The 12,690-nt window shown below is 68.6% G+C and carries 11 protein-coding genes; 6 read left to right on the plus strand and 5 right to left on the minus strand.

Features of this window, described 5'->3' with window-relative positions:
- Positions 1–180: 180 nt before the first annotated feature.
- Positions 181–675: a MarR family winged helix-turn-helix transcriptional regulator gene (locus tag ACFWW8_RS34595; protein WP_386535787.1), complete on the minus strand. Its 495-nt coding sequence runs from the start codon at positions 673–675 to the stop codon at positions 181–183.
- A gap of 136 nt (positions 676–811) precedes the next feature.
- On the opposite strand from ACFWW8_RS34595, the gene ACFWW8_RS34600 reads away from it, so the two are divergent.
- Positions 812–1,348: a GNAT family N-acetyltransferase gene (locus ACFWW8_RS34600; protein ID WP_386535790.1), complete on the plus strand. Its 537-nt coding sequence runs from the start codon at positions 812–814 to the stop codon at positions 1,346–1,348.
- A gap of 864 nt (positions 1,349–2,212) precedes the next feature.
- Here the strand turns inward: ACFWW8_RS34600 and ACFWW8_RS34605 are convergent.
- Both ACFWW8_RS34605 and ACFWW8_RS34610 read right to left on the minus strand, forming a co-directional pair.
- Positions 2,213–2,983: a hypothetical protein gene (locus ACFWW8_RS34605; protein WP_386535793.1), complete on the minus strand. Its 771-nt coding sequence runs from the start codon at positions 2,981–2,983 to the stop codon at positions 2,213–2,215.
- Complete coding sequence (locus ACFWW8_RS34610; RefSeq protein ID WP_386535796.1) at positions 2,974–3,507, minus strand: sigma-70 family RNA polymerase sigma factor; 534 nt, start codon at positions 3,505–3,507, stop codon at positions 2,974–2,976. Before ACFWW8_RS34610 ends, ACFWW8_RS34605 begins: the two co-directional genes overlap by 10 nt.
- Before the next feature lie 1,359 nt (positions 3,508–4,866).
- On the opposite strand from ACFWW8_RS34610, the gene ACFWW8_RS34615 reads away from it, so the two are divergent.
- From ACFWW8_RS34615 to ACFWW8_RS34635, 5 genes are all read left to right on the plus strand, one after another.
- Complete coding sequence (locus tag ACFWW8_RS34615; protein ID WP_386535798.1) at positions 4,867–5,049, plus strand: hypothetical protein; 183 nt, start codon at positions 4,867–4,869, stop codon at positions 5,047–5,049.
- 209 nt (positions 5,050–5,258) lie between these two features.
- Positions 5,259–5,390: a hypothetical protein gene (locus ACFWW8_RS34620; RefSeq protein ID WP_386535800.1), complete on the plus strand. Its 132-nt coding sequence runs from the start codon at positions 5,259–5,261 to the stop codon at positions 5,388–5,390.
- 957 nt (positions 5,391–6,347) lie between these two features.
- Positions 6,348–9,020, plus strand: a complete 2,673-nt coding sequence (locus ACFWW8_RS34625) for a LuxR C-terminal-related transcriptional regulator (protein ID WP_386535802.1) — start codon at positions 6,348–6,350, stop codon at positions 9,018–9,020.
- 146 nt (positions 9,021–9,166) lie between these two features.
- Positions 9,167–9,949, plus strand: a complete 783-nt coding sequence (locus tag ACFWW8_RS34630; RefSeq protein ID WP_386535805.1) for a monodechloroaminopyrrolnitrin synthase PrnB family protein — start codon at positions 9,167–9,169, stop codon at positions 9,947–9,949.
- Between the two features lie 30 nt (positions 9,950–9,979).
- The gene (locus ACFWW8_RS34635; RefSeq protein ID WP_386535808.1) at positions 9,980–10,297 is read left to right on the plus strand and encodes a hypothetical protein; all 318 of its coding nucleotides are present in this window, start codon (positions 9,980–9,982) and stop codon (positions 10,295–10,297) included.
- 329 nt (positions 10,298–10,626) lie between these two features.
- Here the strand turns inward: ACFWW8_RS34635 and ACFWW8_RS34640 are convergent, their stop codons facing one another.
- Together ACFWW8_RS34640 and ACFWW8_RS34645 are read right to left on the minus strand one after the other, a co-directional pair.
- Positions 10,627–10,752: a hypothetical protein gene (locus tag ACFWW8_RS34640; RefSeq protein WP_386535809.1), complete on the minus strand. Its 126-nt coding sequence runs from the start codon at positions 10,750–10,752 to the stop codon at positions 10,627–10,629.
- 570 nt (positions 10,753–11,322) lie between these two features.
- Positions 11,323–12,186: a class I SAM-dependent methyltransferase gene (locus ACFWW8_RS34645; protein WP_386535811.1), complete on the minus strand. Its 864-nt coding sequence runs from the start codon at positions 12,184–12,186 to the stop codon at positions 11,323–11,325.
- Between the last annotated feature and the right edge of the window lie 504 nt (positions 12,187–12,690).

Raw genomic sequence — 12,690 nt, forward strand, 5'->3', positions numbered from 1 at the left:
GCCCGCCCCCCCCCCCCCCCCCCGCCCTGCGGCTTCGACGTGATGCCGTGTGCAGTAGGTAGGTCGCACCGGCATCGTGGTCGACTGCGTCCTGTGCGGCTGTGAGACCCTGTCCGGATGAGGCCGTGGGAGGTGGGCACCTGCCTCCTACCGCTGAGCGGGTGCTCCGAAGCGACTGGCTCAGTCGTGGGGGACGCGACGCGGCGGCTGGACGTCGACGAGGCTTTTCAGGTGTGCACGGGTGCGATCCATGATCGCGGCCAGCTGAGCCAGGTCCCTCGGGGTGAGTGCGTCGAGGAACCCTTCCCGAACCACGCCCACGTGGCCCGGCGCGGTGCGGGCCAGGACCTCCAGTCCGTCAGGAGTGAGGACGGCGAACACCCCGCGCTCATCATCGGGATCGGTCTCCCGGCGCAGCAGGCCGGCCTTCTCCATCTGTGCGACTTGGTAGGTCAGGCCGCTGCGCGAGCAGACCATGGCGTGCGCGAGCTCGGTCATGCGACTGCGAAGGCCGGCACTCTCGTGGAGGCGCGTGAGGATCTCGTACTGGACCTGGGTGACCGATCCGACGTCCCGGAGCTGCGTCTCGACCAGCTTAGCCAAGAGGTTGCTGGTCTCCAGAAAACCGGCCCACGCTCTCATCTCGGTCTCGTCGAGCCACCGTGGTTCCGTCACCCCGGAATCCTACCCCCAGCCCTCGATGGCGACGACGGCCGTCCCAGCACAGTTCGTCCTGATCCGGTCTCGTGTATACCGCAACCGGCCGGTAGACGTCTTACGGCGCACCGCGTGGGCATGCCATCCTTGGCATATGCTGACTACCGCTCGGCTGAGAGTGCGGCATTTCCGTCCGGATGACGCTCCCGTATTCGCCGAGTACCGCTCCGTACCCGCCGTGGCCAGATATCAGGACTGGACGCCTCCGATAACGCTCCAACGGGCCGCCGCCATGGTCGCCGACTTCGCCAAAGCCAGCCCTCTGGAGCCCGGACGCTTCTGTTGGGCGGTGGAGTTGGCGGCGACAGGAGCCCTCATCGGCGACGTCGAGGTGCACCTGCAGGACAACCTCCTGCAGTCCGAGGTCACCTGCACCCTCGCCCTGCCTCACCAAGGCCTGGGTTACGCGACGGAAGCGATGACGGCCGTGCTCGCGCATGGGTTCACCGTTCTGGAGCTCAAGAAGGTCTCTGCTCGCTGTGACGCCAGGTCCATCACCGCCGCCCGTTTCCTCGAACGCGTCGGCTTCCAGCTGGAAGGCCGCCTGCGGGCGCACAGGCTCGCCAAAGGCGAGTGGACGGACGACCTGCTGTACGGTCTCTTGCTCTCTGACTGGCGCCGCTCACGGTGACGGCTGTCGGCGGCCGCCGACAGCACGGCGGTGTCCGCCGTCGGTGGGGGCGGGCCGATCGCGGCCGCGCGGGTGCCTTCGTTTGCTCAGGGCAACCATGCTGGAGGGCATGGGGGCCAGGGCCGGGCAGCGCACCACTGGCCGATTCGCGTCTTTCAAGGTGCCTGCGAGGGGCAGGGAGCCTGCCCCGCACCGGCCGACCATCCGCCATCCCTCGTCAGAAGAGCACAATCCACTCGTCCGGGGACCGCAAGGTTGGATCCGCGTAGACTGTGCTGTTCGAAAGCGTTTCCCCTCACGAGCGGTGGTTGCCTGCGGGCTCCGCTCGATGGGCACCGGGTGCCTGCGGCGGAAGGGCGCGCCGGATTCACCATGACCACCGGCGAGCATGGCTGTCGGCCGGTCCAGCGCACCACCCGTGTGCCTCGAACCCCTGCCGTTGCGCCCCTCGGCCCCGGAGTAGCAGGACCTGCTTGCTTAAGTAATGACTACTCAAGCGTTGTCGTGCCGCAGGGCGTTCCATTCCAGTCATGAAGGAGACGGGCTGCGCAGCTGGCGCGGACCGGGGAAGGAGGGCAGGGTTCTTGCGGGTCCACTCCGCGCGCCGGGTTGCTCCTCGTCGTCCGCCCTGCGGGAAAGTACAGGTGATCGGCCGTGTGCACAGCCTCGGCCCGCTTAAGACCCTGCCGGTGATCGGTGCCGGCAACACAACCTGAATGGTAGGGAGAGGCAGCAGGTCCTGCCATCCGGCCCGGGGGCACGGCGCCCGCGGAACCGTCTCCGTACCGCCCGTACCCCCGTGCTTCCGCCGGCCGGACTTCCCCAGTCCCGGCCGGCGGAACCTTTTCGGCTCACTGCGGGGCGTCACACCGCGATGGTGGCAAGGTCACGGCCGTCGGTGGTTCGCACGACCAGTGTGTGGATGAGGGCCGGATCCAAGTCGGTCGATGTCTCCAGGACCAGGGGAGCGGGATGACCGGGCACGCCGTATCCGGGCGCCGGTACCTTCCAGTCGCCCATGGGGTGCTCACCTCCCTGGTGATCGGTGGCGATCAGTCGGCACCGTTGTGGTCCCTCGACGCCTTTCAGGGACAAGGACACGGCCGTACCCCAGGCTTTGGACCGCAGCGAAGCAACGGCAGTGACGCCCGTCGTCGCATTGCTGGCCGTGCGGACCTGCCCGGGCGGCTGGGTGACGGCGTGAGCTGCCCGCGGGGCGGAGCTCTCGTCCGCGGACGAGACGACGACGGCTCCGGTGCCTGCGATGACGGCTGCCGAGGCGGCGAGCGAGAACATCATCCGGACGCGCCGCTCCCCGCGACGGCGCAGGGCCACGGCGGCCAGGGTGCGGGTGAGCAGCTCGTCGTCAGCCTTGAGCGTCCCCAATACGGTGGGGGTGCCTGAAGTGCCATTTTCGCCCTTCCGCGTCGACGTCGGCGCGTCGCCCCGTCCATCCACGGGTGTGGCCAAGGCGGCCAGGCGCTGCGCGGTCGGACCGAGCTGCTCGACCTCCGCGGCACACCGAGTGCACTCCAGCAGGTGCTCTTCGAAGGACTCGACGTCGGGCTCGTCGATGATGCCCAGAACGTACGCGGCGACATCGAGGTGGGTGTCGTGCATGGTGGTCACGTCCATGCCGCCTTCCGGCCTTCGGCCTCCGACAGGTTCAGTCGCATGGCGTGCAGCGCGTAGTACACCCGCGACTTCATGGCACTGGCCGATATGCCGAGTTGGGTGGCCGCCTGTGAGATGCTGCGGTCTTTCAGGTACGTCTCCGTCAATGCCTGCCGGTGCGTGACCGAAAGGGCTTGCAGGGCGTCGGAAACCACGATGGCTTCCAGGGCGCGACCCATGCCGTCCTCACCTGGGATGACGTCCAGTGCGTCGGCGCCCGTCTCGGCGGGGCGGGCGGAGCGGGCCCGGTGCGCGTCGATGACGAGCCGCCGCGCAACGGTGAAGAGCCAGGGGCGTATGCCCGCGGTGTCCATGGCGGAGAGTTTCTCAGCGTGCTTCCACGCCCGCACCAGGACCTCCTGCACGATGTCCTCGGCCAGTTGACGGTCGCCGCCGGTCAGGCCTGTGACCAATCGCAGCATGGCGGTGCCGTGTTCGTGGTACAGGTGTTCGGTCAGGTCGCCCGCCTCAGCGGGCTTGTCCATACTGCCGTGGGACGAGTCCACGCGTCCACCATGTCCTTCCATTGGCTTGGCACGCAGCACGTGCAACACACGGCGTGCGAGCTTCGAGGAGTGCGGGATCGGGATCACTCCCCAGCCGTGACCTCGTCGTCCGGACATGGAGGGCGGCCGCAGTCGCGCGGGTGGTCCTGCCACGATGCCGCCGCGGGGGCCCGAAGAGGTCGGGCCGCCGGGCGCGCTCCGGCATCGGTCTGGTCGTCTGCTGCGGGCGTGGATGCCTCGTTGCCGGCCGAGGGGCCGTAATGGGGCTGGGAGGGATTGGGTCATGGGCTGGGCTCCTGGGCTGTCCGCCTCGGGCGGGGTGGTCTGGACGCGCACCGGCCTGCGGCCCGTACGCATGGAGAGGTACGTGTGGGCAGTCGTGACCGGGATGAGCAGACGTTGCCTTATGACGCGGACCGCATCATCCAGGAGCGGTCGGTTGAGGATTGCGGGACCCCGGCTCCACCGGGGGAGAGAGAGGGGCAGGCGACCGCAGTGGCCAACTGTTCTCATAGGCCAGGCTGTCCTGGGGGACGGACAGGCGCATGTCGAGGTAGGCATTGATCAGAGAAGCTGCGGCGACTTCCGCTTCCAGCCTGGCGAGAGCCGCCCCCAGGAGGTGGACGGATCTGCGGGGACGGACCGCCGTCCCCTATCAGCAAGCCGACCCGGCGGAAGACCTCGTAGGCCCAGGCTGTCTGGCGGGTGCTGAAGGTGTCGTCCCCCCGTACCCGCTGCACGTCGGCGTGGCGGGTGACCAACAGCCCGGGCACGTCCCCCACCGGGAACGACAGCTCGTGAACGGGTAAGTACTCCCGGAGCCGCGCGGACGTGGGAAGCGGATCCTGGACGTATTCGGGGCTGAACAGGGGAGCGTTCGGTCCGGACAAGCGGACTCCTTCATCTGCGTCGCGGCGGTGCCGGTCGGTGGAGCGATCATGATCCCCTTAAGGGGCGTGCCAGGGCGTGAGTAACGGCTACCCACGGGTCCGCGGGGCAGAGCGTCCCCGGTGGAGCCGTCGGCGATCGTCCCGCCCGACCATGTGTGAGTACTTGCTGCTCAATTCGCGAGCCGCCCGCTGCTGGTGTAATCGCTGCGCAGATGTAATCCCCACCCTACAGATGGGATCGAATGTGATGAGCATGCAGAAGATGTCCGTGGCGCTGGGAATGGCGGCAGGTGTCGGCATGGCAATGCTCCCCGCCACGGCCAGTGCGGCGGAGTTAAGCTGTGCTTCGAGTGCCGTGTGCACTTTCACGAGCTCCGAGGGTGGGACGGCGAATTCGGTCATTTACCCCGTCCTCGGGGAATGCAACGAGATCCCCGCCTCTCGCGCCGTGCAGAACTCTAGCGACTACGCGGTCAAGGTGTACACGATCGGCAGCGGCGAGCCGCTCGTCCAGATCCAGCCTGGCGGGTCTGCCCAGGCGGGTGTCACCTCGGGATGGTCCAGCGGCACCGACGGCGGGGTGATGTGCGCGCTGGCGCCCAACCACAACCAGATCCTTCTGGGCGCGTAGCTCTGGATCGCATTGCGGGAGTGCCGGTGATTTCTTTCCTTCATTCCACACTTCTTTCATGGACATGCGTCGGTGTATCGCGTGGGACCGCGACAGAGGGTGCTCTCGTCGGGTGCGATATGAGTAGGTGAAGAAAAGGCGTCACGGGGGCCCAGAAGGTTCTGCCGCTGCTCGTCGACGACCTCGACGGCGGCGACGCGGATGAAACCGTGTCGCTCGGCCTCGATGAGGCCGTGTACGAGATCGACCTCGCGTCGACCAACGCCGACCGATTGCGCGAGCCTCTGGAACCCTGCACGCGAAAGGCCAGCCGGCGGTGCAGATCCGCGGTGGCCTCGTGAGCAGGGCGCTCCCTGTGCGCGGGCGCGTCCCCGCTGCTGCGAGGGAGGCATACCAGAACGAACACGGCTGAGCGACCGGCCGATAAGAAGGTGCCCCGCCTCCACGAGGCGGGGCACTGTCGTGTCCTCCCGTCCATCCTCTCCCGGCCTCGCCGTACTGCAACCACACCGAGGTGGTTGCAGTACGACGAGGTCGTCGGCGGTTTCCACGGCGCGGCGGGGCGCGGTCCGGATGCGCTGGGCCCGGGCTGCCGGAGTGGCGGCTGCCTTTCCACCGTCCCGCTTGCGCTGCAGAGCTGCGCGCCGTTCCCGGAGGTCGGCAGCGTAGAGCGCCCGTTCGCGCTCGGATGCCCAACCTGAAACCGGGCCGGACCTGAAGTGCGCCGTTCCTGGGGTGCGGCCAGCACGTGCCACGACAGGGCGGTGATCCGGTCACCCTTCGCCTGCACCGCCGTCCTTGCTGCAACGCGGACCCCGGGCGACGGACTGGGGGCCGAGTCCACGGCCCCGTTCCGGGTGGCCCGCCTCTCCGTGTCGTGGCCAAAGGCCACTCGCGTCGGCTTCCGTCGAACGCGCGGTGCTCCGATCGCCGGTCCACTGCAGCGGACCGTGGTCGTGTGGAACGGTCGCGCCCCGCTGCTCGAAGGGCCCGCCGATCTCGCCGCCACCGCTCGCACCGGCCTCGGGCCCTCTTTGCTCAGGCTCGGCGTCCGAGCATTACTCAAGCGCGGTGGACCGTCGTCCACGCCTGTGCGAAACGGCTCTGAACTGCTGCTTTGCAGGGTTCCACCGTGCCGGACGAGGTGCCGGAACAGGGTTGGGGCTGAGTAAAAATTACTCAGCCCCAACAACCCGGAGGGGGTGTCTACTTACCCCATTACGAGGCGGAAACATCCCTCATCGCTCCCGGGCGCCGACCACCGACCCGGACGGGATCCACGTCTTCTTGGAGAAAACATGACTGCGGGAGAACTGCCTCCACACTGGCCCATGGTGGGGCGCGAGGAAGAGATCAAGGAACTCAAGTCCGCCTGGAGCAGTTGGAAGAGCCGCATCCTCATTGTCTCGGGACCTGCCGGGGTCGGGAAGTCACGCCTCGTCGAGGAGTTCCTCCGCCTGTTGTCGGCGCAGGGGGTGGCCTCCCGCCGTGTCGTCGCCACCGTCTCCGCGGCTGCCGTACCGCTCGGAGCTCTCGCCCATCTCATCCCGGACGGTGTGGACCTGTCCGATCCGGTCCGCGGGTTCGCCGCGGTGGCCCGCTCCATGGCTGGGGAGGACCCGAGGGACACCGCCATGCTGGTCGACGACATCCAACTGCTCGACGGGACGTCGGCCGTCCTGCTGCGGCAACTGCTCGACTCGGGTTCCGTACGCATCGTCGCCACCCTGCGAACCGGGCATCCCGTGCCCGAAGCCGTGGCCTCACTCATCCACGGTGACGCCGCCCACTGGGTGGGTCTCGGCGAGTTCGATGAAGCCGGCACCGACCAACTGCTCCAGACCACGTTGCGCGGCCCCGTGGCGCGCTCCGCATTGCAGATGCTGCATACCGCCGCCGGCGGCAACGTGCTGTACCTCAAGGAACTGGTCCATGCGGCCCTCGCGACCGGGCAGCTCCACCACGATGGAGAGACGTGGGACCTGGAGGAAGACTGGGTACCGGTCGCCACTCGGCTCAGTGCCCTGGTCGGAGCCAGAATGGCCGCCGTGGAGCCCGAGGCGCGCATCGCACTCGATCTCCTGGCCGTTTGCGGCCCGCTCTCGCTCGGTGACCTGGAAGCCGTCGTCAGCGCTTCCGTCCTGGCGCGGCTGGAATCCGATGCGCTGATCCAGTGCCGCACGGTCCGTCGGCGCACCGAGATCTCCCTGGCGCATCCCCTGTACGGCGAGATCCTGCGCACCATGCTGCCCGAGCACCGCCGTCGCCAACTCCTGATCCAGGAGGCGGAGCGCGTCTCCTCGCACGGCGCGAGGCGCCGGGAGGACGCTCTGAACATCGCGACCTGGAGGCTGGCCGCGACCGGGGAAGCCGACCCGGTCCTGCTGACCCGGGCTGCGTCCCTCGCCCGGCACGCGCACGACTACCAGCAGGTCATCACGCTCCTGGACGCCCTGCCGGAGAGCGAGCACACGGTTGCGACCCGACTCCAGTACGGGGAGGCCTTGGTCGAACTCGCTCAGTGGGAGGAGGCGGAGAAGCTTCTGGCCGACGCGGCGCAACGCTGCCGCACTTCTGAGGAGATCCTCGCGGTGACCGTCGCCCGGACGATGAACTTGTTGTGGGCCGACGCCGTCACCGAGCACTGCCTGGCCGTCAACGACGAGGCCCGCACCGAACTGCCGGGAGGCCGGTACGGCCGTGTCCTGGACACCAACGAGGCGCTGATCCGTACGGTGTCGGGCGAACCCGGCCGCGGGCTAGCCGTACTGGACACCGAGCTCGATCCGGACATCCGACAGAGCGCGGACATGAACGTGTGGCTAACCGGGGCCATCATGAAGGGCATGGGTCTGGCCGCGACCGGCCGCACCGCGGAAGCCGTGCACTGGACACGCCGTGCCTACGACACGCACGTCGAGGTTGACGACCACGCCATGGTCCCCCACCCCGCCTCCCAGCACATCGCGCTGTGCTTCGCCCTGACGGAGAACGGGGATTTGCTCCAGGCGCGGCGGGTGGGTGAGGCGGCCTACCAGGTGCTGCTCACCGACCGTGCGCCGCTGCCACGCATCTGGATGGCCTTCTTCATCGGGCACGCGGAATGGTTGGCCGGCCACCCCGTGACGGCCCGCCGCTGGTTCGCCGAGTCAGTGGCCCTTTCGCGACGTCAGAACCAAAGCCGGGCGCTGAACCTGGGTCTGACGGCCTTGGCCGCCGCCGCCGCCGTCACCGGCGACCTGGAGACCGCGTCCGACGCGCTGCGCGAGTCCCGCTCGTACCAGCCCATCGGGTTTCTCGCCGGACAGGAGAGCCTGGGGCGCGTCTGGGCCCTGGTCTCCCAGGGAGATCTGGCCGTGGCACGGACCGAACTCGCGGAAGGCATCGATCGCGCCCGGGCGACGGGTCACACGTCGGCTGAAGCCCTGCTCCTGACGGAACTGGCCAGGCTCGGGGGGGCACGCGCGGCCCACGCACGACTTGGCGAACTCGTCGAACTGAACGACGGCAAGCTGTTGTCCGCCCGCGTGCGGCTAGTGAATGCGCTCGCCGTACGCGATCCGGAACGACTTCTCTCATCCGCAGAGGAGCTCGACGAGATGGGCGCGGACCTACTCGCCGCCGAGGCGGCAGCAGAGGCGGCTTCGCTGTGGCACCAGTGTGGCGACCACCGACGCGCGACAGCAGCCACGCACCACGCCCTTGTCTCCTCGGCTCGCTGCCAGGGCGTGCGCACACCCCTGCTCGCGTCCCTGCGAGACACCATCACCTTGACCGACCGGGAGCGTGAAGTGGCCCGGCTGGCGGCTGCGGGGACCACGAGCAAGGCCATTGCTGCGACCCTGCACCTATCGGTGCGTACCGTCGACAACCATCTCCAGAGGATCTATTCCAAGCTCGGCGTGGCCACCAGGACGGAACTTCCCGCGGCCCTCGGCACCGTGGCCGTGGTCGAGGAGTCCTGGGCCTGAGGGGCACAACCGAGCACCCTCCGGCGGGTACAGCTGAGGTATCCGCTACTCAGGGCGTCGGATGGGTGCGCCCTTAGGGTCGGACGGGTCCCCCTACTGCCGGCACCTCGGCCGGCCCCCGCCTCCGGTGAAACGAGTCCGACTCTATGTCAGCACAACTGGTCGTGGGCCGTGCGTTCACGGGCGGAGCAGTCGCAGCAGCCGACCCGCTCGCCTTCGACCCTCATGTGCTCTCGCTGTCCCGCCTCAACCAGGCCCGGGACACGGACGGCCTCCTGCGGCTGCTGGCGTCGATCTGCCCACGGCCCCAGGACGTGGCGGCTTTCAGCACCGCCGAGTGCGCCGCCGCGATGCGCGACCTCGGCATGCTCCTCGGATCACTGCGACGGCATGCCGTGGAGCCGGTGCGCGCCCTGCCCGGCACCCTGCCCGTCCTGCACCTCCTCGGGGAACGCACCGGCATGGTGCCCAGGGACACGATCGTCCACTACACCGTGTGGAACCCGCACGGTCCCCGCGAGCGCACGCACACCGACTCGCAAGAGGAGTCGGCCATGCTGGCGGCACTGCGCTGGTACACGTGCGCCACCGCGGAGGCAGCCGGAGGCGGCGCCGAACTGGCCGCCCTCGCCATCGAGGACGACTCCTTCCCCGATACGGCCGACCGCGTGACGGCGGCGCTGCGGGAAGCCACGGTCGCAGTGGACGCGTTCGCGCTCGACGTACCGCCAGCCTTCTTCGCCGACGTGCTGCGGCCGTACTACGAGCCCGTAGCCGTCGGTGCGCAGTCCTATCCGGGGCCGTCGCCCGCCCATGGACCGCTGCCCGCACTGGACCGTCTCCTGTGGGCCTGCGACGTCGGGATCATGAGTGCTGATGACCAGTGGTCGATGGCAGCCACATACGCCGTGCCGTCCTGGCGGCCCTGATATGCCCGAGCAGCCTGCGGACCCTCGCTCGTGACGCGCGTGACCGCCGCCCTGGCGCGCGGAGAGGGAATGGCGGCCGCCCGGGCCCTGCGCGAGATCCTGGTGGTCCTGCTGCGCTTCCGGGGCAAGCACCTCACCCTCGCCCGCCGTGCCTACCCCGGGCTCGCCGCGGCGCAGCGCCACGGCGAGCCCGGGTCGGTGATCGGTCTGCTGGCCGAGCTCACGGACCTGACCCGGGAGAACAAGAACCTGTTGGCCCGCATGACCGACACGGCGACGGGCACCGGGCCCGTAGGTGACCGTCGTGCGGCGCTCGCCCGTCGATCGCACTCTCGGGGAGCGAACTGACCTGGACCTGCACCTGGGCTTCCCTTCCGACGAGTTTGCAGTGCTGCCCTGGACGCATCCAGCCCGGATTACCGCAGGGTCTCAAAGGAGTTCGATCCCAGCGAATCACAGCCTCGGACATCCTGTTGGCCCGGGACGTCGATCGACCAGTTGGTCGGCCAGATACAACCGCTCACGCTGAAACCTGTCGACGGTCGCCAAGTGTGCTTGCCACCGGCCCACCACGCCTTGTTCGTGGGCCGATGAGGCCGTAGCCCGGGTGGTGCCGCGCTCCGAGGCGGTGATCCGCTCCGACGAGGAGCCGAAATGCGGGTAAGCGATCAAGGCCGTCAGAGGTGTGTCGGGGTCACCTTCCTGCGTGCCTGGGACATCAGTACCGCCACCTGCTCCTGCACCCGCACCGGGTCGAGGAGCCACACGCTGGTGAGGAAGTCGAAGTGGTGTCGATCGGTCACGGATTCCGCCCACGAACCGCATTCGCGACAGGGGACGAGCACGCGCACCGGACGGTGCGTCCGCCGCGTGGGGTGGCGCTCACCAGCGAACGGGCAGCTCCGCCAGTCCCTGGAGCGCATGTGCACCGTGGGCATGAACCGCGTCCGCCGGGACGGCGAGGCGCAAGGCGGGAAAATGATGGAGCAGGGCTCGCAGTGCGGCCTCGATCTCGATCCGGGTGAGGTTCTGGCCGGCATGTGCAAAGCAGTACGGCTGGCGACGCCCCCAGGGTGTTGTCCGAGCATGCGGTCGCCCGTGCGTACGCGGCGGTGACGGTTTCCGTGGTCGTCATCCGCTCCTCTGCTGTCCGGACCCCTTGCTTCGGCGGCCTTGGGGCCATGTTCTCCCGTGGCATCGCGACGGCCACGCCGGTGCGCGCCACGTGCTCTCATGGAGGGCTGTCCGCTGTCCGCTGTCCGTCTGCGCGACGAGCCTCCGGATCCGGGGCAGGCTGATCACCCACCAGCGGTACCGCATCGGCGGCCGGCGCTCGGCGGTCCGGGGCGGATGGGATCGGGATGCCGACGGTGTCAGAGCTCTGGCAGCTGAGCATGGGCCGCAACGAGGGGAGGGAGGGCGAACGCGGCTCCGGCGCCCAGGGCCCGCTCGCGAAGTGAGATGGCACGATCGGCGTGGCAGGCGGTCGGTGCGTCGTTCGGACGCGGGAAGTGGAAATGATGGTCGGCGTCCGCGGCGAGATAGTCGTAGCCCAGCCAACCCGGGCCCGCGCCCACGGGGGCCGACAGTGCCAGGTGGGGCGCCGGTATGCCAGCCTTGAGGAAGGCGGTGTGCAGTTCCAGTCCCATGCCCGCACCTGGTGATGACGCGGCCTCGGAGCGGGTCAGCAAGGGGGAGAGCCCTTCCAGATCGCTGGGGTTCAGGGAGGTGGCGCCTGTGAGCCTGCGGTCGAACTCCTGGAAGGCGACAGTGCCACCGGGCCGCACGTATCGGATCAGGCTCCGCAGCAAATGGTCGGCCCGCGGGAGGTGGGCCAGGATCCACCGGCCCGCCACCGCGTCGTAGTCGCAGTCGAGGAAGGCCGAACGGACATCGGCGTGCAGGAACTGGACGTTGGTCCGCTTCTGCTTCTCGGCCTCGTCACGGGCCGTGGCGATCATCATCGGATCGTGGTCCACGCCCACGACCGAACCGCCTGGCCCCACTACGTCCGCGAGGAGGAAGGAGAAGTCTCCTGCGCCACTTCCGATGTCAAGTACTTTGGAGCCCTGGGCTATGCCCGCAGAAGTGATCAGGGCTCGCGTGACGGGCTCGTAGAGGGTGCTCTGCAGGGCCATCCGGCGCAACTGTTCCGGAGTGCTTGCCGACCTCCCTGCGAGATTCGAAAAATTTATCAAGTCGTTGTCATTTCTCGAAAAGAGACAATTCTTGCGCAATCATGGGCAAGTTTCATGTCCGCGGTCGTGAGTAGTCGATACTCAAAGCGCCGCCAGAATGTGGAACTGACTCGTCCGCCGGAACCGAAGACATCATTTCGCCGGGATGGGAAAGCGGTGCGAACGGTCGGAGAATGATGACGGATTTGGTGACTCCGGCATCGAGCCGCCTTCGTGTGCAGGAGGAGATGCGGGGCTACGTGACGTCTCTGGCACTTTGGCGTCGGGCCCGAGGTGACCTCGCTGCCGATCGCTATCAGGCGAAGTCGGTCACCGTCGACGCCCCAGTGGCTGTCCGTTCCGCCGGGATCCAATGGGTTCGTCTGTCGCGACCTGGAGCGGGGGGCCCTCCGGCTCACGGTGGCCCACGCGCCGGCTGCCGTGGCCGCGACGGTGGACGGGTGCGCGATCGACAATTTGTGGTCGCGCCGGTTCGGGGGGCTCGGCTCTTCACCGCGCCGGCTGTCTCGGGAGCGCCCGGGTGCGCAGCAGTGGTGGAACATC

The organism is Streptomyces sp. NPDC058701, assembly GCF_042715295.1.
Taxonomy (GTDB): Bacteria; Actinomycetota; Actinomycetes; order Streptomycetales; family Streptomycetaceae; genus Streptomyces.